This window comes from Desulfovibrio sp. 86 (assembly GCF_902702915.1).
In the GTDB taxonomy this organism is placed as follows: domain Bacteria; phylum Desulfobacterota; class Desulfovibrionia; order Desulfovibrionales; family Desulfovibrionaceae; genus Desulfovibrio.
Map to the genome: position 1 here is coordinate 3,082,410 of NZ_LR738849.1, position 26,496 is coordinate 3,108,905.

Sequence of the window (26,496 nt, forward strand, 5' to 3'; positions counted from 1 at the left end):
CACATTCCAAAGTTTTCATTCAGCCAAAAAATACGATTTGCGGCTGAATCCACGCCACGTTGTGGCGCGCTGCACGTTCGTGCAGCGTTAGAGCATTTACACTTTTTCAAAGTTAAAAGGCTCCAGGCGTCAAGACGACAGTGCAAAAGAGCGGGGTTCAGGCCCCGCTTTTTTGTTTCTGGGCACCGTGCTGTTTTTTTATCCTAACATATGTACGTATATTTATATAATTGAATGGCTGTGCTGAATATGCTCGCCATTGCCCATACTGTGTTATATAATAGGCGGAAAAACAGCATAGTAACAGGTTTATCAAGGATTTTATCAATGAAAGAGAACAGATAATGAACAAAACAGACGCTTCTTCATGCTCTGACATGAATATACAATCCCCAGAACACGCCTCCAGCTCCAAAGATTCTTTCCCGCCTCTGTCGCGCAGCTCCCTGAGCCTCTTATGTGATTCTGGCCGTATTTCACCTTCCGCATGGTCTCAGGCGCTTGATTTTTGCGGTTTCCGGCCAGACGGCAAGGCCTGGCTGACTTACTGGCGTCAGGTTTTTCTGCTTGGCGGAGTTCTTTTTTTTCTGGCAGGAATCATCTGTTTTATCGCCTGGAACTGGGACGACATGCAGCCTTTTGCGCGCATGACGCTTGTGGGGGTGATTGTGGCCAGTACGGGCATCGGGGCTGTGGCCGTGGGGCCGGATTCGCGCTCCGGACAGGCTTTGCTGCTGGCCTGCGGTGTGGCCATGGGGCCACTGCTTGCCGTATTCGGCCAGACCTACCAGACGGGAGCGGAACTCTGGGAACTGTTCAGGGTTTGGACGGTGCTGCTGGTCGCGCTTGCGCTGGCGGGCAGGCAGACTGGCCTGTGGTTTGCCGCCTGGCTTTCGGGCAATGTATTTATTGCCTTGTGGCTTGGGCGCAACCTTACATCACCTTTTGACGCCTTCAGCCAGCTTTTTGCGATTCCTGAATGGCTGGTGGCCATTGCGTGCGCCATATTTCTTTGGGAATGGGCGGCACAAAGGGCTGTGCGAAAAGGCGCGCAGAACTGGTTGCGGTCGCGGTGGTTTCCCAGGCTGCTTTTTCTTGATTTGGCCGCCCGAACGTCATGTTATTTGATCGAGGGCATTTTGGGCTCATACAGATGGGCTGATACATGGCAATTGTGGCTGCCGCACCAGGTTGTTCCCTATTTTGCCGTGGCGTTGGCCGGGCTTGCCTGGTGGTGGTATCGGAAAAAAGAGCCCGACCTCTTTATGCTGGCGACATTGCTTGGGGCAGTGGCGGCTGTTCTGCTTGCCGTCCTGGCCGAGGCCGAGCTGTTTTTTGATCTTGGGGTTGTTGCCGCGTTTTTGTTCTGGGGCCTGCTTGTTACCGGTCTTACGGCAGGATTGGCGAAGATGTTACTGCACCTGCAAAAAGCCATGTCGGCTGAAGAAAACGAAAAACACGCGCCTATGGTTTCCTTGCCATCGTTTTTTGGCCGCGCCCGCTCCGGCGTTTCATGGCAGCTGCTGTGGGAGAATCTTCAGGCCCATGGCGAGGCCCTGCGCGACGAGCCCGCACCAGACGTAAAAGAGCCGTATTCGCCGTGGTATATCAAGCTGTTGCTGGCCTTGGGGGGGTGGCTGGCGGCCGTTCTTTTTATGTGCTTTTTGGGTTTGTTGCTGTTCGAAACGCTGAATATCAGTTCACACGAGGAATTGACCATCTTCATTGTTTCTGTGCCTGTGCTGCTTTTGGGCCGAACCATGCTGGCTGGCGGCAAGCTGTTTTCACGGCATTTCGGTTTTGCGCTGGCAATCGCGGGTACGTCTGGAATCGCCATTGCGCTGTTCCTCGGCCTCGACAGTGTGATGACTGCATGCTTTGTGCTTGCTGCGCTGCTTGCCGCCATCAGCGTTTTCATGCGCAACGTCGCGTATACGTTTTTGTCGGCCATTGGCATTGTGGGCTGCGTGGCCCAAGGCATTTCATCGTTGATCTATGCAAGCGTGAGACACGGTTTTGCGGACTCCGCGATGCTTGATATGGCTCTCTTGTTGCCTCCGGTTTGGTGGGTTTTGCTGAGCCTTGGCCTTGCCTGTTTTTGCCTGCAAGAAAAACGCTGGCGCGGCAGTATGCGCGGCCAAACCGCTGACGCATGGTTTTTTGGCGCATATACGGGCATGCTTATGATCCAGATATGGAGCCTTGGGTTGTCCTATGGTCTTAGAGCTATCTTGGATCTGCCGCTCTGGGGATCAGGGGGCATGGGCTTGGGGGCAGCCGCAGGAGTGACGGTTCTGATCCTTTTTTTGACAAAGAAGCATAGTTTGACCGCACGTGTGGCGGGCATGGCCAGTGTTCCCCTGCTTTTTGCGCTTGGTTGGTATTTGCCGGGGGCGACTTTGGCGCTTTTGGGGCTCGTTATGGCAAGGCAGATGGGCAACGCTGTTATGCAGGGAGCAGTGCTGGTGTATTTTTTTGCATACATGATCTTTTACTATTACAATCTTGCAATGCCTTTTTCAGCCAAGTCCACCTATCTTGTCACATCCGGGCTTGTTTTGCTGCTGCTTGCCCTGGTTTTGCGGGTCTGGCAGACAAAATCATCCATAGAGGAGGCGGGCCGTGCGTAAAATCTATATCCTGCTTGTACTGGGGCTGTTTTTTGCTGGCTACGCCGTTTCTGTACAGCGCATGGAAACAGTGCTTGCTGACGGCAAAACAATCCTGCTGCCTCTTGCTCCCCGTGACCCACGCGCCTTGCTCATGGGCGACTATATGGACCTCAGGTATACGGTGAATGATCGCATCCGTGACGCGCTGCGTGAGGAGAAAACCGCATCCGGCACGGACGCCGGGGCTGAAGGACTCGCCGTGCTGCGGGTGCACCATGAGCCTGTAGCGCAGGCGGCGGACTTTGTCAGGCTGGATGATGGCAGCCCATTGCAGAACGATGAATTCTATCTGGCCTACAAGCTCCGCGGGCGCAGGGTCATAACAGCGGCCACTGCATATTATTTTCAGGAAGGAACCGCGCGGCAGTATGAAAATGCCCGCTTTGGCCAGTTCAAGGTTGCCGTGAATGGAAGAACGATTCTTGTCGGGCTTTGCACTGATGGGGGAAAACTGATCCAGCCTCAGAAGATTGGCGAGAAAAAAAGTCAGTAATTCTTGTTGAATAGTGAAAATTTCCACCATGCCCTGGCGCATATACGCATAACTTCACCAAATCGGATAGTCCCTGAAATGTGAAGCAGTTCAGACCTGCCATCCTGCAGAAAAATGCGGCTTTTGACACAATCCATGCCATCACGGCCCGTGTCTGCGCGCAGGGGCCGCACGATTCCATCGTACCGAAAGCACCAAAAGCCCAGACATGTTAACGTGGGCGTTACGCGGTGCAGCAAAAATAAGCATATTGGCGGGCTGCTCAATGGCGCCGCATGTCGGCCTGATCCTGCGCGTATGTTTGGCACGGGGGGAGCTGGTGCTTGGGGCAGGGTGTCCACCTGTACATTCCAACTGAGGCGGGTTTGGTTGTCGCGGGGGTGGGCAGCGGATTGCAGAAATTCATATCGGTTTACTTGTCATTAGGCATAAAGTGATTATTTAAGGATAAGGGCGCAATGGATTGAGAGCGTCTGGTGCGCAACAAGGAAGACGGGCCGCCTGGCTGGTGACATATTGACTGTAAGGCTGGCCTTTTGCGTGAGGATGCCGTGCAGAATTTTTTTGGCCAAAAAAAGATATATTGCACAAATAGCCTGTTACGTCAGCAGCTTGCTACTTTTTGTAGTATCTGACCTCTTTTAAAACAATCGATCAACTTGTAAAGTGTATCTTACGTTGCATGTCCTGACAGCGCACACAAATAAACCCGTGTGCTGTTTGCCCTCCGGCAAAATTTGCTGCAACCGCATTAACACCCAGTGGTGGCTCCCCATAATTGTCCGTCAGGAATTTTGCAAGCCCAAGAGTTTGCCAAAGGAGATATCCATTTTCTTTTGAAACTTGAAAATGCCTGGCCTGAGGTGTGCAATATTTTTATTCGTATGGCAGCTTAGTGCGGCTTGATTGTTGTTTTGGCAACAAATGTGATGATTAGATTGTTTTTATTCTCATATCTATAGTATGATATTATTGCGTTGCGCGGGGTATTTTGCTCCATTAGTAGGACGATTTGTAATGAGCAACCCGTCGTGGCACGCTATTTTCCCGTGCGTTTATACCTTTGTAGAAATGCCATCTGCTGGATATGAAAGGTAATCTGTGCGGAAGACCGCACATGGTTTCTGTGTTTTTTACGCAGACTGGTTGCAACGATTAACAGATTGTAAATGAGGAATCATCTGATGCAAGAAGCAAATGAAAACAAAGAGTTGTGTTCCGTTCAGCTGGGACAGAAAATAAAAGATTTTTCGTTTTCCACGTATAATCCGGTCACAGACAGCTTTGAAGAACACAGTTTTTCCGAATATGGCCTGCTGCGCAAATGGATAATTCTTTATTTTTACCCTGCTGACTTCACCTTTGTCTGCCCCACGGAGCTGGCTGACATTGGCAAATATTGCAAGCAGCTAAAAGACATGAATGTTGAGATTATTTCCATCTCCACTGACTCAAAATTCACGCATCTTGCATGGTGCAAGGCCGAAAGACTGCTCAGCAGCATCAATTTTCAAATGGCCTCTGACACAACCGGCGAAATTGCGCAATTTTTTGGCGTCTACGACAAAGAAGCAGGAACTGCCTTGCGCGGCACGTTTATCATAAACCCTGACTCCGTATTGGTTGGCTCAGAGATCAACTTTTACAATGTTGGACGAAACGCGGCTGAATTAATGAGAAAAATGCAGGCCTATGTGTATGTTGAAAAGCATCCCCATCAGGCATGCCCCGCCGCATGGAAAGAAGGCGAGGCGGCTTTGACCCCCTCTGAGGATATGGTCGGCCGGGTTGCAGATTTTATGACAAATAAGCAGGATTGATCGTGACTACGTGAAATTCAGTAAATGCTATGAGGATGGCAATCAATGACAACTGAAAGAAAATATACTTTTTCCTGGAGCACCATAGGCGAAAAAATGGCCATTGCGCGGCCAAGCCTTGGTCCAACAACGCGGATCGAGGTTTACAGGTTGCTACAATACACGCTGCGTGATGTACTTGAAGAAGAATTCGGGCACAAAAAGACAGATGATATGTTCCGCAAGGCAGGCGCTATTGCCGGGAGGGAGTTTTACAACAAATTCTGTCTGGAGACTGAGGATATTTCCGGCCTGGTAACGACCATTGAAGAGAAATTTAAAGAACTGGGTATCGGCATTTTTCGGGTTGAATCCATCAACCTTGAAGAGATGTCCTTTACCTTGAATGTTGAAGAAGACCTTGACTGCTCAGGTCTTCCCGACACAAGCGAACAGATTTGTGTGTATGATGAAGGTTTTATTCAAGGTATTCTTGAAAGCTACACAGGCAAAAAATTTAAGGTGCGTGAGGTTGACTGCTGGTGCACAGGCGCTCGAACTTGCCGGTTCAGTGCCAACGCGGTTGGCTAAAATTACGTGGCTTTTACCGGGATAGTGCGTGTTATGAGCGATAATGATCGCGTCAAAGTTGCCCACATGGTTCTTGCTTATGCCGAAAAACTGCTTGATGCGATGGAACCTCCGCCAATTCCCGAGGAATTTGCTGAGGATAAAGCGTTTATTCGGTTTCATGAAAAAGCCCTGGCCCTTCGCGAAATAGCGGCTTCATTTGCCAGCGGCGACCTCTCGCAACCTATTGAAATGCGAGGGGTTGTCGCGGGGTCTTGCAAGGCCTTGCAGGCCAATTTGCGGCATATGGCCTGGAAGGTGCAGCAGGTTGAAAAGGGCGATTACACCCAGCGAATGGATTTTATGGGTGACTTTTCATCATCGTTCAACAATATGGTGGTGCAGCTTGAAACGACTATCGAGGCCTTGCGACAAAAAGAAGAAGCTCTGACAAGCCTTGCAGTCTCCCTTCAGGAGGAAGTGAAGCGGCGCAGCGCCACGCTGCTGAAGCTGAAAAAAAGTGAAGCCGAATTCAAGTATCTTGCGCAGCATGATCCGCTCACTGGCGCTTTTAACCGCCGTTCTTTTTTTGCACTTACACAGGAAAGTCTGGTTAGTTCAATCGCTTTGAAAAAGGATTGCTGCTTCTGCTTGCTGGATATCGACTATTTTAAGGCCTTCAATGATACCTACGGCCATATAGAAGGTGACAAAGCCTTGAAATTTGTGGCCGACACCGCTCAAAGCAGCTTGCGGCAAACGGATATTATGGGGCGTTACGGCGGCGAAGAGTTTATCTTTTTCTTTTCTGATGCCGATCTCGCACAAGGGTACGCCGCAGCAGAGAGGATCAGGGCTGCCATAGAAAGTTCGTCCCTGGAACTGGACGATGGCACAACGGTGTCTGTGCATGCCAGTCTGGGGGTTGCTGGTTTGCTCGCCTCGTGGGCTGCCACGCACAGTTGCAGCGCCTTGCAGGCGCATGTCATCAAGCTTGCGGATGAGGCATTGTACCAGGCGAAAAATGAAGGAAGAAACAGGGTATGTATCGCTGAGCTCAAGGGGCTTGATTGATGCAAATGCTTTTCAGGTAGTTATAAGTATTCCCAAAAATCCGGACATGTGCAAGCTGCACTGCATATACTCTTGTTGATGCTGGAATCGACCAGGTCTTTACCGAATGCCCTTTTCTTGGCGCACACCAGATTCTACAGCCTGCCTCACGTTCTCCAGTTCCCGCTCCACCTGGGAGATGTGGTTGTACATGGCCTTGGATGCTGCTTCGCCGTCTTTGCTTACAATGGCATCGATGATGTGTTGGTGGGCTTCCAGGACTTTTTCAGAAAACAACCGGCCTGGTTTGAGGTGGTGTTTGACGTCCGTCAATAAGCTGTTCACGAAATCCAGGATCATGACCAGGATGGGATTGCCCGTTTTTCTGGCCAGCAGGATATGAAAATTGATTTCCGCTTTTGCCCCAACCAGATTCTTGTCCTCCCGATAAACCTTTTGACACTCTTCGTGAAGATCGAGCAGTTCCTGCGTGTCCTTTGCGTCAAACGTCTCGGCGGCGCGCCGGGCCAGGTAGGGCTCGATGATCTTGCGCACTTCAGACAGGTCGCTAATGGAAATATTCTGGAAGTGGAAAAAGCTCTGCAAAAAATCCCGGGCGGTCTCAGGATTCACTTCGGTAACCACCGGGCCGCCACCAGCTCCCCGACGAATGTCGATGAGTCCCATGCCTTCCAGCGTGCGCAAGGCTTCCCGCAGGGTATGCTTGCTCACATCAAACTGTTGGACAAGATCCTTTTCCGGGGGCAGGGCTTCGCCGGGCTTGATCTCGCCTTGCAAGATGGCCTCGCGGATCTGACGGATGATCAGGGTCGAAATCTTATCTTTCTTGGTAGTCTTGAACATGTGCTGATCCATGGTTGTTACTCGTGACAGGGGCGTTGCGCCGGTTTGCGTCGCCTCCCAGAAGCGGGCATGTCAGTCAGCCGGAGACAGTGGTATAGTCAAGCCGTCCCAAAAGTCCCGCGTTTGTGCCCGCTCTGGTGCGCATCGGTCCGTGCCACACGCTTTTTTCGAAAAATTACCCCTGATTTCAGACTATTGTTGCCGGGCCGAACAAAAATAGTGTTATATTTGAATATAGGTTGATTTTAACAAAAAGGCAAATCCCGGCGCTACACATTATTTCATGGCTGCAACAGTCAAACAAGGCTAGTAAAGTCTTAAATTTCGGTTCGTTATATTAATTAGCCATATATTTTAAAATTTGGTTGAAATTGCTCACCTCCTGTTGTAGATTTTTCTCACCGAGCGCCCGTGCGACTCCGGGGCGCAAACGCGTCGCTGCGGCAGCGACGCATCGCGGAGAAAACACGATCTGCACGCAGCATGCGTCCGCAGGGAATGCGCCAGTCGATATGAAAAAACTGTTTGAGACGACCGAAGATGCTCTGAGAATAAACGGTGGCTGGAAAGATTTTTTTGGGGCGATGATCGCAACAAAGGAGATGAGCAGCATGACGACGCGAACCTTCAACATGCCGGCAACAGTGCATATCGGCGTGAACGCAGCGGCCGAGGTCGGCCCGGCTGCCGCGCGGCAGGGCGCGAGCAGGGTGCTGCTGGTTACGGATCAAATACTCATTGACACGGGCACCATCGAACCGGTGTTCGCCTCGTTGCGGCAAGCGGGCATCCCGGTCGAAATCTATGCCGGTGTGGACAAGGAGCCCACCCTGACCCACGTCGAGGACGGCTTGGACATCATCCGGCGCGGTCGGTGCGATCTGGTGATCGGTTGCGGCGGCGGCAGTTCCCTCGACGTGGCCAAAGCCGTGTCCGTCATGGCCACCAATCCCGGCGTGATCCAGCAGTACATGGGGGCCGACAAGGTGAGGCAAAAGGGCCTGCCGCTTTTCGCCGTGCCAACCACGGCTGGCACCGGCAGTGAAGCCACCATGTTCACCATCATCACCGATACCGAGCATGACGTGAAAATGCTCATCGGCAGCCCCTACCTCATGCCGCAGATCGCTTTCGTCGATCCCGGCCTGACCATGGCCATGCCCCGAGGACTGACGGCGGCAACAGGCCTTGATGCCCTGACCCACGCCATCGAGGCCTATGTCTCGCGCAAGGCCCAGCCCATGACGGACGTGCTGGCGCTTTCCGCCGTGGGCCTCATCTACCGCAATCTGCCCAAGGCCTGGCAGCAGCCGGATGACCTCGAAGCCCGGTCCCAGACCATGCTCGGCGCATTCCAGGCCGGCATCGCCTTTTCCAACGCCTCGGTAGCCCTGGTCCACGGTATGTCCCGGCCGGTGGGGGCGCTTTTTCATGTGCCCCACGGCATCTCCAACGCCGCCTTGCTCGGCGTGGTCATGGAGTTTTCCCTGCCGGGCAATCCGAAGCGGTACGCGAACATCGCCCGGGCCATGGGCGTGGACTGTCCGGCACAGGCCGACGACGCAACCGTGGCCCAGGCCGGGGCGGATGCGGTTAAGGGACTCATTGCCGCCCTGGAGGTGCCGGGTCTGCAAAAGCTCGGGATCAGCCGGGAAAAGCTCGATCCCGTGGTGGCCAAGATGGCCGAGGACGCCCTGGCCAGCGGCAGCCCCGGGAACAACCCGAGGTTGGCGAGCAAGCAGGAGATCATCGAACTCTATTATGCGGCATTGTAATCGGAAAAAAATTGGAAAAACCGAGCGTTGACGCCTCTTGCTCGCATGCTGGCCAGGGCGAAGACGGTCACGAATTGCAAAGGAGGAAGCCATGTCGGAGATCAAGAAGCTTCTTTATTGTGTTGACAACGAGTGGCGACAGAGCGCGACGGACAAGTACACACCAGTGATGAACCCGAGCACAGGCGAACAGATCGCCGCCGCCCCGGTCTGCCTGCCAGCCGAGGTGGACTCTGCCGTGCAGGCGGCCAAGGCCGCCTATCCTGGCTGGTCGAACACGCCCGTGGGTATGCGCACGCAGCTCCTGTTCCGCTTCCGGGAACTGGTCAATCAGCATTTCGAGGAACTTTCCGTGCTGCTGGCCACGGAAATGGGCAAGAACCTGGATGAATCCCGGGGCGATGTGCACAAGGTCGTGGAGGCTTGCGAAGTGGCGGTAAGCGCACCCATGGAGATGCAGGGCTATGCCATGATGGAAGCGACCCGCAGCCATGACATCTGCCTGTACCGCGAATCTGTGGGCGTATTTTTGGGCATCGCGCCGTACAATTTCCCGGCCATGATCCCCTTTGGCTGGTTCCTGCCCCTGTGCATCGCCGCTGGCAACACCATAGTGCTCAAGGTGGCCAGCATGGTGCCGCAGACCGGCATGCGCCTGCTCGAATTGCTCATCGAGGCAGGTCTGCCCAAGGGCGTGGTCAACCTCGTCACCTGCAGTCGCCAGGAGGTCGCCAACCTGCTGTCCCATCCCGACATCCAGGGCATCTCCTTCGTCGGTTCCACCTCCACCGGGGTCAAGATCTATTCCGGCGCGGCCGCTGCCGGCAAGCGAGTGCAGTGCCTGACCGAGGCCAAAAACCACGCTCTGCTGCTGGAAGACGCCCCCCTGGAATGGTCGGCCCAGCGCATCATCAATTCCTGTTTCGGCTGTGCTGGCCAGCGCTGCATGGCCCTGCCCGTGGTGGTGGTTCAGGAATCGGTGGCTGACCGGTTCGTGCAGATTCTCAAAGGTATGGCTGAACGGCTGACGGTCGGCACGGCCTATGATCCGCAAACCCAGCTTGGGCCGGTCATCAACGCCGCCCACAAGAAATCCGTGCTCGATTGGATCGACAAGGGCGTGGCCGAAGGGGCCAGCCTCGTCCTGGACGGCCGTCAGTGTGCGCCCAAGGGCTTCGAGAACGGCTATTTCGTCGGGCCTACCATCTTCGATCACGTGATCTCGGGCATGACCATCGGCGACCAGGAGATCTTCGGGCCGGTGGTGTGCATCAAACGGGTCAAGGACTTCGAGGAAGGGATCGCCGTCATGAATGCCAATCCTTTTGCCAACGGCTCCTCCATCTTCACCCAAAATGGCCACTATGCCAGGGAATTCGCCCGTCGCACCGACGGTGGCATGGTCGGCGTCAACGTCGGAATCCCAGTGCCCCTGGCTTTTTTCCCTTTCAGCGGAAACAAGCGGTCTTTCTTCGGCGATCTGCACGTCCTCGGACGCGACGGCCTGCGCTTTTACACCCGCACCAAGACAGTCACCACCAAATGGGTTTCACCCAAGGAATCCGGTGACGCCCAGGCCCGGGTGAGCACCTGGGAAGGCACCATCAACCGAGAACTGTAGCGTCCACCTTGTCCCCCGGGGACAGGTCGCATCCGTGCCGGAGGGCCCGCCCGCCAACCTCCGGGGCTTCCGGCACGCTTCATGCCCCTGTGCTCCGAATTTTACCGCGTCGGCATCCCTTGAACGCCCAAGGAGGAAGCCCAGTGAACGGTCTCTTTATCGGCTCCACCGGGGATGCGGTCGCAAGTCCTGCTCGCCCTGACCCTGGGAGAGTGCTTCGAGCGCCAGCAATGGCACAGCGGCTTTATCATGCCCGGCGACGTCCTGCCGCCCATGTCCGGCGGATCGACCGCTTCCGGCCGCTGCCGACCCGTAGCCCGTGAGGAAACCTTTTACGAGATCGAGGCGGACGTGCCCATTGTGGCCGCAGGCTGAGGACACAGGGGTGCGGGTTTGCGTGCGGCAAGAGGGTTGAAAAATTTGTAGCTTGGTAAAATTTAGGCTCAATTAATAGCCATATATTAGAAGATATATTGACGCAGACTGGATAGTGACATAGATTGAGACAAAAGAATTCAAGAGGAATAGCGAAATGGAGGTGCATTATTGCGGCGTCTTTAAATAGCCATATATTTAAAAGTTAGTCTAAATGCCGCCCCAAGACAACTGTCCGGCTGTCTGGTTCGGGTGGGACGCAGCGGAAAGGCTTTCGGAAAACGATATCCCCCCCGGCGGCGACAAAACCGCCACCGGATGCAACCGCAACCACGGAGGACGAAATGGCTGACTTTCTGTGTCCGGCAGTGAATTTCATTGGCAGGGGAACCCTGGCCGAGGTGGGGCCGCGCGCCGCAATGTTCGGGAAAAAGGCGCTTATCGTCACGGACAAGTTCATGGCCAGCCAGACAGGCGGAGCCGTGGATCAAGTCAAGGCGCACCTGGACCGGGCCAACGTCGCCCATGTGATGTACGGCGGCGTCGATCCCAACCCCAGAGTCTCCAATGTGGAAGAGGGGCTGACTATTTACCGCAAGGAAAAATGCGACCTCATCGTGACCGTCGGCGGCGGCAGCGCGCATGATTGCGGCAAGGGCATTGGCATTGCGGCCACCCACGACGGCGATCTCTACGACGACTATGCTGGCATCGAAAGACTGACCAACGAACTGCCGCCCATCATCGCGGTCAATACCACAGCTGGCACCGGCAGCGAAGTGACGCGCCATTGCGTGCTCACCAACATGGCCCGCAAGATCAAGTTCGTCATCGTCAGTTGGCGCAACCTGCCCAAGGTTTCCATCAACGATCCCGAGCTCATGATCGGCAAACCGGCGGCACTGACCGCCTCCACGGGCATGGACGCCCTGACCCACGCCGTGGAGTGCTACGTGACGCTCGCTGCCAACGAAGCCACCGACGCCGTGGCCATCCGGGCCATCAAGCTGGTAGGGCAGCACCTGCGCCGCGCCGTGGCCTACGGCGAAGACATCGTGGCCCGTGAAGGCATGGCCTATGCCTCTCTTCTGGCTGGCATGGCCTTCAACAACGCCGGCCTGGGCTATGTCCACGCCATGGCCCACCAGTTGGGCGGCATGCTCGATATGCCTCACGGCATGGCCAACGCCATCCTCCTGCCCCATGTCGAGCGCTGGAACCTCATGGTCAACCCTGGCAAGTTCGCGGACATCGCGGTCGCCCTGGGCGAAAACATTGACGGCCTGGGCATGATGGACGCGGCGGAAAAGGCCATCACGGCCATCGAACGCCTGTCCGCCGACGTGGGCATCCCCAAGAGCCTGGCTGCACTTGGCGTCAAGGAATCCGATCTCGAACCTATGGCCAAACAGGCCCTCTTGGACGGCAATGCCGGTTGCAACCCGCGCAAGGGCAATGTCAACGACATCATCGCCCTGTTCAAGGCCGCCATGTAGTCGGGGTAAGGAGTTGGGGCGCCCGCATGCCGTATTTTTTTCGAATGCGACATGCCTACCGGCCCGGCCCGGAAGAACTTTCCGGGTCGGGCTGGCCCAGCGCGCAAGGAGCGAACAATGGTTCCATGGAGTAGCGAAGCCATCATCCTGGCCTTTGGCGGGGGCGTGTTCGGCGCGAGTCTGGGCGGACTGTGGTCGTTTTGCCTGTGCGGGTTTGTCACACTGTTCGGCTGATTGCTGCCGGAGAAGCAGTGCCTATTCATTGCTATCGCTCTCTGCATCCGATAGTATTGGTCAAGGGTAAAAATTCCCGCCTATCCGCCTGCTCGCTGCTCGTCTGCTAGCCTTTCTGTCTTTCCCCGCCTCAACCTCCTTTCCTCAGGAGTCTGCCATGGACCAAGCTTTCTGGCTGTCAGTCCAGCTCTACGGCAACATAGCTGTCAAGCTTGCCGTGGGGCTTGCCACCTTTATCTTTGTTTTTCGCACCACAAACCGTTGCCAGCTTGCGCAAATGACATCGGTTGACCTTATTGGCAACTTTGTCATGGGCGGAATTATAGGCGGCGTAATATACAATCCCGCCATTGGCATTACACAATTCGTTCTTGTTCTCGCCATATGGCAAATCTTGATCGTAATAGTAAATTCTTTACGCATGCGGACAGAATCCGGACGCAAGATGATAGTGGGTTCACCCATCCCCATTGTTATCAAGGGGGAGTTTCTTCAGGATAAATTTAGTGCCGCAGGGCTTGATATAGGCGACTTTGCGACGCTCACACGAATGCAGGGCATTCATTCCATGAAAGATATATGGAATGCCCAGATCGAACCCAATGGCCAGCTTACAGTGCAGAAAAGAGAAGATCCCCATATTTCCAATGTTGTGCTCAACAATGGGGCCGTCCTTGAACCTGCTCTTGAGGTGATCGACAAGGATGAGGCATGGCTGAAAGCCGAACTGCACAAGCAGGGGTACGATTCATACGAAAACATCTTTTTTGCGGAATGGAATGAACAAAGAGACAAATCCGGAAAACTTGTTGGAAATCTCTATGTTGTGGACCTTGATGATAAAAAGGAAAGTAAGGACGCCAGTGCGCCCGTTCATGCCTCCGTCAGAGCATCTTTATAATAAAAGTGCCTCTGCTGTCCGATCCTTGGAGACGGGCAGTTCTTCCACCAGCAATCCCTTATCCGTCACGGCCACAGGGCGGACAGCCAGCAAGCCAGAGCGGGGCTGCCTGCCATGCGAAGGGCGCGCGTGTTCATTCATTGTCTGTGGCGCACGGGGCATAAAGCAGGCCGCGTAGTATTCATTGACGCCCTTGAGGGGCTTTGCAGCTACGCCTTTGGCCCAGTTCAGGGCAGTGCCCGCAGCATTAGCAGCATTCGAAACATCCGCAGCATTCGAAATATCCGCACCACTCGAAATATCCACAACCTCCACACCATTCGAAACATCCGCAATGTCCGCAGCCAGCAACATGTGTGGGATCCGCAACTGCGCCTCAAGAAAAGCGCGTTGCTTGTGCGCGACGGCCTGGCGGATTCTGGCGGCGCGTTCAAGCTTGAGCGCCTGGGGCACCTGCTTGTCAAAGCGCTCGGCAGCAGTGCCCGGGCGGCGTGAATAAGGGAATACATGGGCGTAGGTCAGGGGCAGGCGCTCAATAAGCGCCAGCAGTTCCTGCACGTCTTCTTCGGTTTCACCGGGAAATCCGGCGATAATATCGGCGCCCAGCCCCATGACGGGCCAATGCGTGCTAAGCGAAGTTACGGCTTTTTCCAGCATGGCGGCGCTGTAATGCCCGCGTCCCATGCGTTTGAGCACGCTCTGACTGCCGTGCTGCAAAGAAATATGCAGGTGCGGACAAAGCAGGGCACAGCCGAGCAGGGTGTCCAGTCCGCGTTCATTAAGCTGCCCCGGCTCCAGAGAACTGATGCGAAAACGCGCCTGCCCGGCAAATTCAGGGGCCAGAGCGGCATCCAGCGCGCGTAAAAGATTCCAGAAGTCCCCCAAATGCTCGCTGCCACGGCCATACTGTCCAAGATTGATGCCGGAAATCATGACTTCAACGTGTCCGGCTTCAAGCAGCCGTCGGGCCTCTGCAACAATATCTTCAAGCGGGCGGCTGTGGGGGCGACCGCGTGTCAGGGGGACGATGCAGTAGGTGCAACGGTGGGCACAGCCGTCCTGTACCTTGAGCACGGGACGCGCGCGTTTGAAGGTGGAAATGGCAAATGGAGGAAAGACATCAGGCTGTGCAGGCTGGCTGGCCATGCCCTCAGTGACGGGGGCAGGGACTGGAATGGCTGCAGCGGGCTTACTGACATAGCCTGTGGAGGAAGTCCCCGCCGGGCGTCCCGCATCCGGCGTCAGGCTGTGCAGCCCGACAGGGGGAGTAACCCACGGCCCTTGCAGCAGGACGTCTTTATGCTCCTGCGCGATGAGAAGGTCAGGGGCCGCCCATGTCGCGCCGGGGCGTGGCTTGTACTCCGCGAACAGGCGCGCCGCACAGCCCGTAAGAATGAGGCGGGCCTTCGGGGCTTCGCGCCGCAGACGAAAAACGGCATTGCGGGCGTCTCGCTCACCCTTGGACGTGATGGCGCAACTGTTGACGCAGACAACGTCAGCTCCGGCCGGAGAGGAGCACTCCTCGCCACCAAGGTTTTGCCATGCCTCACGCAGGGCTTGCGTTTCGTACTGATTGACCTTGCAGCCGAACGTGACCAAAAAAAATTTCCAGGTAAGCATGGCGCAGATGTACGCAAAAGCGCTTGCCTTGACAAGCGTGGCGCGAGTAGGTTGTGGGCATGACACGTACCGTAATGCAAACCTTGGTCTTTTTTTTGTGCCTGAGCCTGCCTTTGTTTGAAGCTTCGCCTGTTGCCGCTGCCGAGGGCCCTGGGAGTCCCGGCCATTATTCCACTGCGCCCGATGACAGTGCCGCCGCAATGCCCGAGGCTGCCGCGCCTCCGGTTGGCAGTCGCGCACTGTGCGACAGTGGCCCTGCCCCGAAAACAGAAGAGCCGGATGATCTGGAAAGTCTGGACGCGAACGCTCGCCTGGACATACAGTGCCTCAAAGCATCGTATCCACAGATTACCGGGCTGGTCGCCGATGACGAAGGCCTTTGGCTGCTGGTGGGGGACAAAGTGCGGGTTCTTTATTCCCGGCACGGCGCCCCGAAGGATATGACCACCGGGCCGGAAACGGCTGATGGCTGGGTAGTGGACGTGCGCGCCAGCATGGCGGATCCGTACCCCCTTGACCCCAATCGCCCGGACACTCCCCTTGGCGTATCGCCGGGCAGAAAGCGCTCGTATGATCTTTTGGCTGCCCTCTATGGAAGCACGCCCGCGCAGGTGGGCAAACAGCTTGCGCCAGTAAAGTTCATGGGGCAGTCCCTGCGTCTTTCAGCCCCAGCGGGCAAGGCTCTGGCTGCGGCTGATCTTGCGCTGGTTGAAGCTGTACGTGAGGACCCACAGTTGAAGGCTTTTCTTAAAATGGATGGCGGCTTTATGTGGCGGCGCATAGCGGGAGAGTCGCGTTTAAGCCCGCATGCGTATGGCATCGCAGTGGATTTGAGTTCGCGCATCGCTCCTTACTGGCGTTGGAGCAAGCTGCGCCCGCATCCTCTTCAGTTCAGCTATCCTTCAGCCATTGTCAGCAGCATGGAGCAGGCAGGATTCATCTGGGGCGGCAAATGGCACGAGTACGACATCATGCATTTTGAGTATCGGCCTGAAATTATTTGCAAGGCCAGGGCCGTGCGCGACAGGGCGGTTCAATGAAGTAGTTTTGCCGATGCGCGAGCACGGCGCGCATGTCTTGCAGACGCATATGCAACCCCCGGCATGCTGTTGTCCTTCTATCGACTGGGAGGGGCAGCATGCCGGGGGTTTGGCTTTGGGCACGGCCACAACGTTAAGCAATGGGACGTGCCGGTATATCAAATGTCTGCCGGTACCAGCAGTATCCGGCAGGGGGCACGGTCGCAGAGCGCGGCAATATTGCCTCGAATCCGCTCAAGCCCACGTTGCAGGGGGTTGGAGGCCACAAGAAGGTCATAGCCTTTTTCCATTTCGTGCCGGGCCTCGTCCACCACATTGCCGGCCTTGACGATGCACTGGATTTCCATCTCTTCGCCAGCGAGGCTTCTTAAGCGGTAAAAGGCTTCTACCGAGCTTCTTTCTTCTTCCTGCTGCACATAGTCGATGAAATCGGCCCGCGAGCCACTGCCAGAAAGCCAATCATGCCCGACATAGTCGTTCCAGGTCGCGTCCAGCACAAAAAGGGCGGTCAACCGGGCGGAACTTGCCTGGGCAATACGCACGGCTTCAACTGCGGCGGGGCTGTCCTCATCAAGAAGCAGCAAGATGTTTTGAGGGGTTGCTGTCAGCATTAAGGTAACGTGCCTTTTTCATGATCCAGTATGATGATGGTATCTTTACCTTTTTTTACCACTGAGCCAGGCTTGCCTGGCACTTCAAGCACCTTGCCATTGGCTTTTATACTCACGTCGCGGGTGACCACCTTTTCTTCCATTACGTTGTCTTTCCACTTTTTTTCAACAACTTCGAGGGTGTATATGGTGTCTCCCTTTTTGACCTGTGCGCCTTTTTCCACCGCGACGGAAATGAGTTTTCCATCCTGACTGGCTTTCACTTTCACCGTGGGCACAATAAAGGCCATGTAGCCAAGGACGAAAAGTACTACAAGCCCGGCGAAAATGATGGAAGCGACATCTTCATGCCGGTCATTTTTAAAGACTGTCATTTTCTGCTTTTCGTTACTCATTGTATGTTCCTTTGACTAGAATGCGCCGGTTTTGGGCATGAACAACAAAATAACGACAAGTGCCAACACATATTTTGCCATACCCGCTGTCAGGCCAAGGCGCAAAGGCTTGCCGCCAGCGGCCTTGATTTCGCGAAAGTCGATGTACGCCCCCTGTCCCACCAGGCCGATACCGAAGATCCACTGCATGCAGTCACGCAGAAAATGCAGCGTCTCAGATCCTTCGGCGCCGAGCATTCCCAAAGAAGACAGGGCAGTCATGCCGAAAAAACCCAGAACGAAGATGGGGAACTTGGAGACAAGGATTTCTTTGAGGCTGATATGTTCGGCCTCGCCTTCGCCCTTCCAGTACCAGACGGTGATGGCAAATACCACGAAGGGAATGCTGATGACGCGCACCACGTTCCACACTTCGCCGTAGGCAACGGCTGTTCCCGGAGCGATCACGGGGTTGAAGGCAAGGCATGTGGCAAGCACCTGGCCTGAATTCAGAATGCCTGTACCCACCCACGCGCCGTATTGCAGGTCTGACAGGTTAAGAGCTTTGCCGATAAAGGGGCTGATGAACATGGTCACAATGCCGAAACCGAGGATGGTGGCTATGGCAAGCGCCAGATCGACCGGCCGTGCGCGCACGCCCGGTGCTGCCGCCACAGCGGCGGAAACGCCGCACACGCCGCAGGCCGCTGCCATAACCGCCGCCACAGAGCGGTCGACTTTCCATAATTTGCTCAGAAACATGATGAGAAAGACGGTGCCAAACACAAAGGCCATGATCAGCAGCGCGGCGCTGACGCCGAGCTTGAGAAGGCTTTGAAGGGTATACAGGGAACCCAACATGATAACGCCTGTTTTGATGAACAGACGAGTTGTGCGAAAGCCAGCATCAGCCCAGGCAGGAATTTGGCCTCCAAAAAGCACGTTGCGAAACAGCATGCCTGCAATGATGGAAAGCAGGATATAGTTAAGGCTCAACACCTGAACGGGCCAGCCCTTAATGCCAAAAAGCGTTATGCCACCCAGCCAGGGAACCACATACATACGCAGTACAGCCAATGTGCCGACCATCAATGCAAGGCCGGGGATAATGGCTATGATTTTACCCAGCAGTCCTCTGTCTTCCATTGTCTTCCTCCGACATTGTGTAGTGTTAGGGGATAAACATTTTTTTCACAAATTCTTATGGGTTAGAGGTTTGGTTTTTTAGAATGGGTAGCATGAGAAAACTGATTGCGCAAGTATCTTTGTACTCTTTGTGTGAGTACTCAAGATAATTTATACGCGTAAATAATAGATAGCATCGTATAGATTATTTTATTTATAAACTTCAATAATTCTATATTCTATCACATGATCTTGTATTTTGGCGGATTGCTTGGAGTCCGAGCCAAGGACTAACTGTGCATAATCACCTGAATGTTGGTCCTGAATAATTTCAACGCGGAATATCCGGGTGGCTAGTTCGGAGTCGTTTGTGTTTGTGAATAACTGATTATATTTATGGTTATTATCTGCGATCCTGGAGAAAATTTTTCATCTTTGAAAAGATATGATCTCCAAAAGGATTCACTCACAAGGAGCGCACGTAGCCCCGGGTGGCTGTCGGCCAATGAGTTGTGAAATAATAGGCATAATGCTGATACTGTGGTAATGAGGCGAACACATCTGTCAGCCAGATGGTTTGGATCCGAGGTTTATTTGCGTGCAGTTAGGAAGTGCCTTTGGCCGGACAGTTTCTTTACGATGCGCACATTTTTGAGAGTTGCATCGCGGAGACTTCAGGCGGCGGGCATCTATTTTATGGAAGTAGAGCAGACCAGCCATTAGAGCATTTTCGCATTGAGAATATCCATTCTCAATGCTACCAAGACGCTCGCTCCGGCGCGTAACCACGCAAATATACAGCGTGCTGTCTTTATCCGTAGCGATGCCGTCCTGTCCCATAAAACGTTTCCGTCAACGGTTCAGGCAAGCCCTGCGGGCAACTGCTGAAGATGCGCTTACGCCTCCGCAGCAGGCGTCTGCCCCCGCATCCGCCAGAGCCATTTCAAAGTGAAATTGCTCTAATGGTGTGTTGGGCGGTGGATTGCACCGAGGGCTGTGTTCGTTTTTTTTGCCGCGCTGAACGGGATTTTCATCATCTGGCGGGCCATGCCGGAAGGGCAGACGGAGGTATACTTATCCATACAGTAGGCAAGAAAAATTAGCTTTTTAAAATTCTTGCTTGACAGTCGAACGACCATCACATATACACACTCTTCGTGTTGGGCTGTCGTTCAATTGGCAGGACGACGGATTCTGACTCCGTTAATCAAGGTTCGAGTCCTTGCAGCCCAGCCAACACACAGTGCGTCCCCATCGTCTAGCCGGCCCAGGACAACGGCCTTTCACGCCGTCGACAGGGGTTCAAATCCCCTTGGGGACGCCAAAACTTTTATCACAGAGGTTCGAGGAAGTTTTTTAAGTCGCTGTAATAGCAATACTTTGAAGCCAAAAATGTGTGAGTAGGTCCGCATTTATCCGCTTCAGTCCAGCGCCGATGTGAGTTGAAATGTGAGTAGGAATTTGCTACAAAGCAAATACCTACTCACGTTTTTTTTGGAGCTTCACATGGGAAAACTCACTGTCAAATTCGTTGAGGGAGTAAAGGCTACCGACAAAAAAGCAGCCTACGGCGACGGCGAAGCCCTGGAGCTTCACGTCGAACCGTCCGTAAGGAAGGGTTGCACGAAAAAATGGATTGCCCGCTTCCGTTGGGAAGGCAAGGCCAACAATAAAACGCTCGGCGCTTTTCCCGATACCTCTCTGGCGGAAGCAAGGCAATTAAACGCCGCCTTCCGCGCCCATCTCGACCAGGGGCTTCACCCCGCCCTCTTTGTTCCGCCTCAAATGGCGCGAAAAGCCAAAGCTCAAAAAAGAAACCCCGATACCCCCGCGCCACCCGATTCGCCGCAACACTGGACAGTAAAGCAGTATGTCGAAAAGTGGCTCAAAAGCGACCCCAACTGGTCAAAAAATACCATCAAGACCAAGAGCGACAGGGCGCAGAAATATATTGTCAAACCTTACGGCCACATGAAACTTAGGGATATAACCCATGCCGTGATCGAAGACTGCATACGCTTGCTCACCGAATCGGAAAAACATGCCCAGGCGAAAAAAGTTGCGGGTGTCTGGAAGCAGCTCTACGAATACGCGGAGCTGCACGACAAAAGCCTCCCGAATGTCGCGCAAAATTTGGGCAGATACCGCAAGAAGCGGGTAAAGGCCAAGCACCACGCCACCCTTGTGGAACCAGCGGCCATCGGTGATTTTGTTGTGCGCCTGGAAGATTACAAGCCCAAGTACAAGGGAACGAAAGCCCTTCCGTACACCATCCACGGCTTATGGCTGGTTTTATACACTATGAAGCGGCCTCACGAAGTCTGCGAGGGCAAATGGACCGAGATTGACTTTGAGCAGAAACTTTGGCGAAAAGATGCGGAAAACACCAAAACCGGCCTTGAAAACGATGAATGTCCATTGAGTGAACAGGCGTTGAAGGTTTTGACCGAGCTTCACAAAATCACCGGCGACTTTGAATATATGTTTCCCGGCGGAGCGGGCAACCTCCATATAGTTCCTGAAACGCTACGCAAGCTGATTCTTGAAGGTTTGGGCTACTCCGTGGGCGAACTGACCACACACGGGCTTAGAGGCATGTTCTCAACGACCGGCAACGAGCTTGGTTACAATTTTGAGGCCGTTGAAAAGCAGCTTTCCCATAATATCGGCAATGAAGTGTCACAAGCCTATAACCACGCCAAGTATCTTAGAATGAGAAGGCAAGTGGTACAAAAATACGCAGACTGGCTGCATGTTCAGGCAAACAAGGCCCGGAAAAGAAAAAAGCAAGTATCCAGTGAGCATGACAGCACTGAACAAGTGGATTGCATAGCCGTTTGACGGCAGAACAGTGATACAGGAGGAAATATGTTTGAATACCAACTTGATACAATAGAATATGATTCTGCCGAAACAAACGAACTCACCGTTTCCATTGGGGAAATACCGGAAAATGCTCAAATCACCGTCAAAGATACCGGCTGGAGCGAAGAAGAAAAAGAGCATATGAAACAATTCGGCTACGATGGCCTTGATATGGTCAGGGCGTGGTATAGCTAATCGAGCAAACACAAGCTGACCCACCAGGGCGGCACGGATTTTTGCAGCGCGGCACTTCTTTGGGGTGCCGCTCACAAAAACCGCGCCGCCCTTCTGCTTATTGCCCATCTGTGGCCTTTGTTGTACTGATAAATCCATGTTTGAGCCGCAAAAAATACCTTTGTTCAGAGTCAAACAGGCATACGGCCTGGGCGAATATGAACCTCAAGAACTCCTGGACTACCTATCCCCTGATGGCGTCTTTCCCTATGAACTGTGGCAAAAGGCGTATTCCTCTTATTGGAAATATCCCGCCGCTGAATGCTCCCGGCTTTACAAGGTAGAGAATCCGCCTTTCCCTGAAACCCACCAGATACCGGAAAAATACTTCCCAACAGAAACATATGCAAAATGGATAGTCGATTTTTTCTATGAAATGGCACGGCGCATATCTTTCAAGGATTTAGAAAGTGGTTTCGATTACATAGTCGAGACAACGTATGACAGTAAATCCGCTGTAAATGATTCTGACAGAACATTTCTCTTTTATCATCTTGAGTTGGTGGAGAAAAATATTGCCAGCATCACCAGGGTAGAAGGGGTGAAAAACATTGACCTGAAACTTTCTGCTCCCCATGTTCTGTTAAATATATTCCCCGATACGGTTGCCGTGAATAATCTATCGGCCATTCACTACTGGTCTGTTATTCGGGGCTTCCCTTTCGTCAAGGAAGTAAAAGGCATCACGGAAAAGATGGTCGAGTTTGTTATCAAAAGGGCTGCACAAAAAATGCCGCCAGTTCCCGAACCCGAACAATCAGATATAATTACCGAAACGCATATTCCGTCGTCCGTTGGGGAGGAAGCGCCCCCGAATACCCTGCCCGAAGTTGCGGAGCATGGACAAAAAGAGGGTATGATTCTCATTCCCCGCTCTTTATGGGAAGGAAAGACAGGGCAACAAGTCTGTAACGATATGCGGATTGCCGGGTATAAGGAAGATGCTCCAATCGCCTATGCTCTCCACTATTGGGTGGGCATCAAAAGCATAACAGAAATCGGAACTATTTTGCGCGGAGAAGGCATTACAGACAGCGCCAGAGCTAAACACGCCCGGAAGCATTTGGAACTGGCAGAAGGACGCTACTACACAGAATAATTTTGCCAACATTCCCGGTTTTTCCCGGATTTTCCCGATATTTCCCAGCCTACACTCCCGGTTTTTCAGTGTTTTTAGTGCTTTAGTGCCTCCTAAGTTCAATAAAAACTTAGGAGGCTTTTTATGTCACAGAAACAAGTTGAATCATCCATTAAGCGGCTACTCCGTATTAAAGAGGTTCTGGCTCGCCTTTCCATCAGCAGAAGCTCATTTTTGGAGGGGTGCCGCACCGGACGCTTTCCCCAACCCATCAAGATCGGCCCCCGCACTACTGTCTGGAAAGCCGAGGACATCGACGCGTTTATAGAGAACCTTGGCAAGCAGGGGGCAGACAATGAGTAACGCCCTGCAAACTTTCCGTGATGTTCTGAACGGCAAAGGGCTGATACCGGCTGAAATCATTGCGGACGGCAAACTGCACCGTTGCCCCACCCAAGCCAAGCCCAACAAGCAGAACGGCGCGTATATCGCCCATCTGGACACCCCTGCGACACTCTGGTGGTGCAACTGGGAGAGCGTAGAGCAAGGAACGTTCACCGATACCGAGGAAAGAACATTTTCCCAAGCGGAAAAGGAGGCATTACGGCAGCGGCAAGCTATCGTAAAACAGCAACGTGAGGATGAATTTGCACGGCGACAGGCAGCGGCGGCGCAAAAAGCGCAGAGCGAGCTAAACGCTTCCATTCCCTGCTCCCCGGAGCATCCATACTTGCAGCGTAAAGGCATCCCGCCACTTGGGGCTGTGCGACAAGCCCCAAATGGCACTTTGCTTATTCCCGTACAAGACGCTTCCGGCAACGTGCAAACGCTGCAACGCATAGCGCCGGATGGGGAAAAGCGTTTCCTTACTGGCGGCAAAGTTCACGGCGGGCATTTTGTCATTCAGGGCAAGCCGGAAAAGGCTGTTGCCGTTTGCGAAGGTTACGCCACCGGAGCCAGCATTCACCTTGCTTGTGGTTACACCGTGTATGTGGCGTTTTCTGCAAACAATCTCCCAATCGTGGCTGGCGCTGTGCGTAATGCGTTTCCAGACAAATCCATACTCATCTGCGGTGACAATGATGAAGCGGGCAGCAACAAAGGGCAAGAGGCCGCTCAAGCGGCGCTGGCCCGGCTCGTTCTTCCATTCTTTGCCTTGGGAATCGGAACGGACTTCAACGATTTGCACGAAAGCGATGGCCTACAGGAAGTCCGCCGTCAGTTGGAAGCGTCTGAAAACCATCCCGCCGCAGTCGGCAGCGCCCCCGCCCTGGTGTCTCTGGATATGGGGGAGTTTCTTTCCATGTCCATTCCTGAACGGGGGTTACTTCTGTCGCCCGTTCTCCCGGTACAAGGCATAGGCATTTTGTATGCCCCGCGTGGCATCGGCAAAACCTTTGTGGCCTTGAGCGTTGCCGTGGCCGTGGCATCCGGCGGGGCTGTTTTCGACTGGCGTGCTCCCACCCCCAAACGGACGCTGTATGTGGATGGAGAAATGCCCGCTACAGCGATGCAGAGCCGTCTTGCCGCTCTTATCAGCGGCATGGCGGTTCCGCCCCATGCCTTAAAAAATCTGACGCTCATCACGCCGGATTTACAGCCCTGCCCCATGCCGGATTTATCCACCATGAGCGGACAACTAGCGTTGGAACCGTATCTGAAAGGCGTGGACATGGTTGTGCTGGATAATATCGCAACCCTGTGCCGCACAGGGAAAGAAAATGAGGCGCAATCCTGGCAAGTCATGCAGTCGTGGCTGCTGGACTTGCGCCGCAGAGGGATAACCGTGCTCCTTATTCACCATGCCGGAAAATCCGGCGACCAGCGCGGCACCAGCGCCAGGGAGGATATTATGGACACGGTAATCAGTCTACGGAGGCCCAGAGAATACAGCATGGCCGAGGGCGCACGATTTGAAGTCCATCTGACAAAAGCGCGGAGCGTATTGGGCGATGATGCCAAGCCCTTTGAGGCCAATCTGGTGACGGAGGGCAATGCCCTGCACTGGCAGATAAAAGTGCTGGAAGACGTGGAACTGGAAACACTCAAGCGTCTTTTGAGCGAGGGTTACAGCATCCGCGACTGCGCCGAGGAAATGGGCAAGTCCAAGGGCGCAATCCAGCGGTTGAAAAAGAAACTGGACGGAGGAAATTGACCCGCCGTTTTCAGGTGTATCGCTGTATCACCCCCTAAGGGGCGGTACAGCGGTACATCGGCAATATTCCTCGTATTAGTAATCCAATGAAGTGCAACTATGTCCAGCGAAGTTTGCAACTGCTGTACCACAAAAAATGAAAAAATGTACCGCTTTCCCGCCGCATAAAGAGCGAGAGAGCGAGTGATACAAGGAAGTCCAACTATGTCCTATCTCGTTTTACACATGGATAAATTCAAAAAAGAAGCTGTGCGCGGCATCCAGAGCCACAACAACCGGGAGCGAGAAAGTCATTCCAACCCGGATATTGATTATGAGCGCAGCGGCCACAACTACGATCTGCACGAATCCGCCTCTGGAAACTACGCCGAGGCCATCCAGAATCGCATTGACGACCTCTTATTGGTGAAGGCCGTGCGGAAAGACGCCGTGCATATGTGCGGCCTCATCGTGTCCTCTGACAGCGCGTTTTTTGAAAAGCTCCCCCCGGAAGAAACCAGGCGTTTCTTTGAGGAAAGCAAAGCCTTCCTTACGGAGTTTGTCGGCGCGGAAAACGTCATTTCCGCAATGGTCCACATGGATGAAAAAACGCCGCACATGCACTTCCTGCATGTTCCGGTGACGCCGGACGGCCGACTGAACGCTAAGGAAATCTACACACGGGAAAGTCTGAAAAAGCTGCAAACCGAGTTGCCCCGGCATCTGCAAAGCAGTGGGTTTGATTTGCAGCGCGGCGTCGAGCAGGAGCCGGGAGCGAAGAAAAAACATCTGAACACTCGTGAATTCAAACAGCAGCAGGAGGCGCTTCATAGTCTGGAAAAAGAAACCCAGGCCGTGAACGCTGAACTGGTACAGCGCCAGCGGGAGGAGTCCGCATTGCAGGAGCGTTTGCAGTCCATTGAACGGCAAGCCCAGGAAGCGGAAAAAATGCTCTCCGAGCAAACGGACATTCCCAAGGCGTCAATGCTCAATTTCAAATCCGTGCTGGAAGCTGCCCAAGGGATAATCGAACACCAGAAAAAGGCATTGGCGGCAAAGGGCATCGTGGACGCGCAGAATGAAAAGCTGAAAGCCGATAACGAGAAATTGCAAGCCCAAGCCAAGGAGCTACACGACAAAGTTCTTGGCATTGAACTGCAGCATGCCGAAGAACGCCAGAAAATCAACGCGAGCATCCGAAGTTTGAACAACACCAATCAGAACCTTCTCGCCCGCCTGGAAGAAACCGAGAAGTTTTTCCGCTGGAATACAGACGCCAGTATGATGCGCGATGAATACGAGCGGGAGCAGCGGCAGGAAGCGCAACGGAAAGCGGCAGAGCAAAAACGGCTGCTCGAAGAAATCAAACAGCAGGAGCGCCAGCAGCAAGCGGATAAAGAGCGCCAAGCTAAAGAGCTTGAGCAGCAAAAAGCCGCAGAGCTTGAGCGGCAGCGGGCAGAACGCGAACAGCAGAGAGCGCAGTCATTGGAACGGAGGCCGCGCGGTATGGGCATGGGCCGTTGAGTCCGCGCTGAATCTTTGCGGGGAGCAGAAGTATAGCC

The 26,496-nt window shown here is 53.9% G+C and carries 23 protein-coding genes and 2 tRNA genes; 19 read left to right on the plus strand and 6 right to left on the minus strand.

Going from position 1 to position 26,496, the window contains the following annotated elements:
- Positions 1-377 precede the first annotated feature (377 nt).
- From DESU86_RS12570 to DESU86_RS12590, 5 genes are all read left to right on the plus strand, one after another.
- Positions 378-2,630, plus strand: a complete 2,253-nt coding sequence (locus DESU86_RS12570; RefSeq protein WP_179981356.1) for a DUF4401 domain-containing protein — start codon at positions 378-380, stop codon at positions 2,628-2,630.
- On the plus strand, positions 2,623-3,165 hold the full coding sequence (locus tag DESU86_RS12575) for a GDYXXLXY domain-containing protein (protein ID WP_179981357.1): 543 nt from the start codon (positions 2,623-2,625) through the stop codon (positions 3,163-3,165). The genes DESU86_RS12570 and DESU86_RS12575 overlap by 8 nt, the downstream gene beginning before the upstream one ends.
- A gap of 1,184 nt (positions 3,166-4,349) precedes the next feature.
- A complete protein-coding gene (locus DESU86_RS12580) occupies positions 4,350-4,985 on the plus strand; it encodes a peroxiredoxin (protein ID WP_179981358.1) in 636 nt (211 codons plus the stop codon).
- 45 nt (positions 4,986-5,030) lie between these two features.
- Complete coding sequence (locus tag DESU86_RS12585) at positions 5,031-5,555, plus strand: V4R domain-containing protein (RefSeq protein WP_179981359.1); 525 nt, start codon at positions 5,031-5,033, stop codon at positions 5,553-5,555.
- 33 nt (positions 5,556-5,588) lie between these two features.
- Positions 5,589-6,608, plus strand: coding sequence for a GGDEF domain-containing protein (locus DESU86_RS12590; protein ID WP_179981360.1), 1,020 nt, complete (start codon positions 5,589-5,591; stop codon positions 6,606-6,608).
- 99 nt (positions 6,609-6,707) lie between these two features.
- On the opposite strand, the gene DESU86_RS12595 is transcribed toward DESU86_RS12590, so the two are convergent.
- Together DESU86_RS12595 and DESU86_RS12600 are read right to left on the minus strand one after the other, a co-directional pair.
- Positions 6,708-7,451, minus strand: a complete 744-nt coding sequence (locus tag DESU86_RS12595; protein WP_179981361.1) for a FadR/GntR family transcriptional regulator — start codon at positions 7,449-7,451, stop codon at positions 6,708-6,710.
- Between the two features lie 337 nt (positions 7,452-7,788).
- Positions 7,789-8,064: a hypothetical protein gene (locus DESU86_RS12600; protein ID WP_179981362.1), complete on the minus strand. Its 276-nt coding sequence runs from the start codon at positions 8,062-8,064 to the stop codon at positions 7,789-7,791.
- Here DESU86_RS12600 and DESU86_RS12605 point away from each other — a divergent pair.
- From DESU86_RS12605 to DESU86_RS12625, 5 genes are all read left to right on the plus strand, one after another.
- Positions 8,063-9,226 (plus strand): iron-containing alcohol dehydrogenase, encoded by a 1,164-nt coding sequence (locus DESU86_RS12605; protein ID WP_179981363.1) that lies wholly within the window; start codon positions 8,063-8,065, stop codon positions 9,224-9,226. The genes DESU86_RS12600 and DESU86_RS12605 overlap by 2 nt on opposite strands.
- Positions 9,227-9,317: 91 nt before the next feature.
- A complete protein-coding gene (locus DESU86_RS12610; protein WP_179981364.1) occupies positions 9,318-10,847 on the plus strand; it encodes a CoA-acylating methylmalonate-semialdehyde dehydrogenase in 1,530 nt (509 codons plus the stop codon).
- 174 nt (positions 10,848-11,021) lie between these two features.
- On the plus strand, positions 11,022-11,222 hold the full coding sequence (locus tag DESU86_RS12615) for a hypothetical protein (protein ID WP_179981365.1): 201 nt from the start codon (positions 11,022-11,024) through the stop codon (positions 11,220-11,222).
- Between the two features lie 344 nt (positions 11,223-11,566).
- The gene (locus DESU86_RS12620; protein WP_179981366.1) at positions 11,567-12,718 is read left to right on the plus strand and encodes an iron-containing alcohol dehydrogenase; all 1,152 of its coding nucleotides are present in this window, start codon (positions 11,567-11,569) and stop codon (positions 12,716-12,718) included.
- Positions 12,719-13,109: 391 nt separating this feature from the next.
- Positions 13,110-13,853 carry a DUF421 domain-containing protein gene (locus tag DESU86_RS12625; protein WP_179981367.1) on the plus strand — a complete coding sequence of 248 codons (744 nt, stop codon included), beginning with the start codon at positions 13,110-13,112 and terminating at the stop codon, positions 13,851-13,853.
- Here DESU86_RS12625 and DESU86_RS12630 read toward each other — a convergent pair.
- On the minus strand, positions 13,848-15,473 hold the full coding sequence (locus DESU86_RS12630; RefSeq protein ID WP_179981368.1) for a MiaB/RimO family radical SAM methylthiotransferase: 1,626 nt from the start codon (positions 15,471-15,473) through the stop codon (positions 13,848-13,850). The two genes, DESU86_RS12625 and DESU86_RS12630, sit on opposite strands and share 6 nt — an antisense overlap.
- Before the next feature lie 59 nt (positions 15,474-15,532).
- Here DESU86_RS12630 and DESU86_RS12635 point away from each other — a divergent pair, with 59 nt between their 5' ends.
- On the plus strand, positions 15,533-16,513 hold the full coding sequence (locus tag DESU86_RS12635) for a M15 family metallopeptidase (protein ID WP_232088368.1): 981 nt from the start codon (positions 15,533-15,535) through the stop codon (positions 16,511-16,513).
- Positions 16,514-16,671: 158 nt separating this feature from the next.
- Here DESU86_RS12635 and DESU86_RS12640 read toward each other — a convergent pair whose 3' ends face one another.
- From DESU86_RS12640 to DESU86_RS12650, 3 genes are read right to left on the minus strand one after another with little or no spacing between them, the layout of a single operon-like run.
- Positions 16,672-17,124, minus strand: a complete 453-nt coding sequence (locus DESU86_RS12640) for a universal stress protein (protein WP_232088369.1) — start codon at positions 17,122-17,124, stop codon at positions 16,672-16,674.
- Positions 17,124-17,519, minus strand: a complete 396-nt coding sequence (locus tag DESU86_RS12645) for a biotin/lipoyl-binding protein (RefSeq protein WP_179981369.1) — start codon at positions 17,517-17,519, stop codon at positions 17,124-17,126. The genes DESU86_RS12640 and DESU86_RS12645 overlap by 1 nt, the downstream gene beginning before the upstream one ends.
- Before the next feature lie 15 nt (positions 17,520-17,534).
- Positions 17,535-18,644, minus strand: coding sequence for a YeiH family protein (locus tag DESU86_RS12650; RefSeq protein ID WP_179981370.1), 1,110 nt, complete (start codon positions 18,642-18,644; stop codon positions 17,535-17,537).
- A gap of 1,140 nt (positions 18,645-19,784) precedes the next feature.
- Between DESU86_RS12650 and DESU86_RS12655 the strand changes: the two genes are divergently transcribed.
- The 8 genes from DESU86_RS12655 to mobV all read left to right on the plus strand — a co-directional run bounded on the left by DESU86_RS12655 (position 19,785) and on the right by mobV (position 26,458).
- Positions 19,785-19,859 (plus strand) — tRNA-Gln (locus tag DESU86_RS12655).
- Between the two features lie 11 nt (positions 19,860-19,870).
- A tRNA-Glu gene (locus DESU86_RS12660) sits at positions 19,871-19,947 on the plus strand.
- Positions 19,948-20,129: 182 nt separating this feature from the next.
- The gene (locus DESU86_RS12665; RefSeq protein WP_179981371.1) at positions 20,130-21,464 is read left to right on the plus strand and encodes a tyrosine-type recombinase/integrase; all 1,335 of its coding nucleotides are present in this window, start codon (positions 20,130-20,132) and stop codon (positions 21,462-21,464) included.
- A gap of 27 nt (positions 21,465-21,491) precedes the next feature.
- Positions 21,492-21,683, plus strand: coding sequence for a hypothetical protein (locus DESU86_RS12670; protein WP_179981372.1), 192 nt, complete (start codon positions 21,492-21,494; stop codon positions 21,681-21,683).
- Positions 21,684-21,819: 136 nt separating this feature from the next.
- Positions 21,820-22,821: a hypothetical protein gene (locus DESU86_RS12675; protein ID WP_179981373.1), complete on the plus strand. Its 1,002-nt coding sequence runs from the start codon at positions 21,820-21,822 to the stop codon at positions 22,819-22,821.
- A 123-nt stretch (positions 22,822-22,944) separates the two neighbouring features.
- A complete protein-coding gene (locus DESU86_RS12680; RefSeq protein WP_179981374.1) occupies positions 22,945-23,163 on the plus strand; it encodes a helix-turn-helix transcriptional regulator in 219 nt (72 codons plus the stop codon).
- On the plus strand, positions 23,156-24,955 hold the full coding sequence (locus tag DESU86_RS12685) for an AAA family ATPase (RefSeq protein ID WP_232088370.1): 1,800 nt from the start codon (positions 23,156-23,158) through the stop codon (positions 24,953-24,955). The genes DESU86_RS12680 and DESU86_RS12685 overlap by 8 nt, the downstream gene beginning before the upstream one ends.
- 225 nt (positions 24,956-25,180) lie before the next feature.
- Complete coding sequence (mobV, locus tag DESU86_RS12690; RefSeq protein ID WP_232088429.1) at positions 25,181-26,458, plus strand: MobV family relaxase; 1,278 nt, start codon at positions 25,181-25,183, stop codon at positions 26,456-26,458.
- The last annotated feature ends 38 nt before the right edge of the window (positions 26,459-26,496 follow it).

What these genes read in the sequence shown, in the direction of transcription:
- DESU86_RS12665 (WP_179981371.1), top strand. Translation starts at nt 20,130, where the DNA reads ATGGGAAAACTCACTGTCAAATTCGTTGAGGGAGTAAAGGCTACCGAC.
- DESU86_RS12615 (WP_179981365.1), top strand. Translation starts at nt 11,022, where the DNA reads ATGCGGTCGCAAGTCCTGCTCGCCCTGACCCTGGGAGAGTGCTTCGAG.
- DESU86_RS12625 (WP_179981367.1), top strand. Translation starts at nt 13,110, where the DNA reads ATGGACCAAGCTTTCTGGCTGTCAGTCCAGCTCTACGGCAACATAGCT.
- DESU86_RS12640 (WP_232088369.1), bottom strand. Translation starts at nt 17,124, where the DNA reads ATGCTGACAGCAACCCCTCAAAACATCTTGCTGCTTCTTGATGAGGAC.
- DESU86_RS12645 (WP_179981369.1), bottom strand. Translation starts at nt 17,519, where the DNA reads ATGAGTAACGAAAAGCAGAAAATGACAGTCTTTAAAAATGACCGGCAT.
- DESU86_RS12670 (WP_179981372.1), top strand. Translation starts at nt 21,492, where the DNA reads ATGTTTGAATACCAACTTGATACAATAGAATATGATTCTGCCGAAACA.
- DESU86_RS12685 (WP_232088370.1), top strand. Translation starts at nt 23,156, where the DNA reads ATGAGTAACGCCCTGCAAACTTTCCGTGATGTTCTGAACGGCAAAGGG.
- DESU86_RS12605 (WP_179981363.1), top strand. Translation starts at nt 8,063, where the DNA reads ATGACGACGCGAACCTTCAACATGCCGGCAACAGTGCATATCGGCGTG.
- DESU86_RS12635 (WP_232088368.1), top strand. Translation starts at nt 15,533, where the DNA reads ATGACACGTACCGTAATGCAAACCTTGGTCTTTTTTTTGTGCCTGAGC.
- DESU86_RS12600 (WP_179981362.1), bottom strand. Translation starts at nt 8,064, where the DNA reads ATGCTGCTCATCTCCTTTGTTGCGATCATCGCCCCAAAAAAATCTTTC.
- mobV (WP_232088429.1), top strand. Translation starts at nt 25,181, where the DNA reads ATGGATAAATTCAAAAAAGAAGCTGTGCGCGGCATCCAGAGCCACAAC.
- DESU86_RS12570 (WP_179981356.1), top strand. Translation starts at nt 378, where the DNA reads ATGAATATACAATCCCCAGAACACGCCTCCAGCTCCAAAGATTCTTTC.
- DESU86_RS12610 (WP_179981364.1), top strand. Translation starts at nt 9,318, where the DNA reads ATGTCGGAGATCAAGAAGCTTCTTTATTGTGTTGACAACGAGTGGCGA.
- DESU86_RS12680 (WP_179981374.1), top strand. Translation starts at nt 22,945, where the DNA reads ATGTCACAGAAACAAGTTGAATCATCCATTAAGCGGCTACTCCGTATT.
- DESU86_RS12585 (WP_179981359.1), top strand. Translation starts at nt 5,031, where the DNA reads ATGACAACTGAAAGAAAATATACTTTTTCCTGGAGCACCATAGGCGAA.
- DESU86_RS12595 (WP_179981361.1), bottom strand. Translation starts at nt 7,451, where the DNA reads ATGTTCAAGACTACCAAGAAAGATAAGATTTCGACCCTGATCATCCGT.
- DESU86_RS12580 (WP_179981358.1), top strand. Translation starts at nt 4,350, where the DNA reads ATGCAAGAAGCAAATGAAAACAAAGAGTTGTGTTCCGTTCAGCTGGGA.
- DESU86_RS12675 (WP_179981373.1), top strand. Translation starts at nt 21,820, where the DNA reads ATGTTTGAGCCGCAAAAAATACCTTTGTTCAGAGTCAAACAGGCATAC.
- DESU86_RS12630 (WP_179981368.1), bottom strand. Translation starts at nt 15,473, where the DNA reads ATGCTTACCTGGAAATTTTTTTTGGTCACGTTCGGCTGCAAGGTCAAT.
- DESU86_RS12620 (WP_179981366.1), top strand. Translation starts at nt 11,567, where the DNA reads ATGGCTGACTTTCTGTGTCCGGCAGTGAATTTCATTGGCAGGGGAACC.
- DESU86_RS12650 (WP_179981370.1), bottom strand. Translation starts at nt 18,644, where the DNA reads ATGGAAGACAGAGGACTGCTGGGTAAAATCATAGCCATTATCCCCGGC.
- DESU86_RS12590 (WP_179981360.1), top strand. Translation starts at nt 5,589, where the DNA reads ATGAGCGATAATGATCGCGTCAAAGTTGCCCACATGGTTCTTGCTTAT.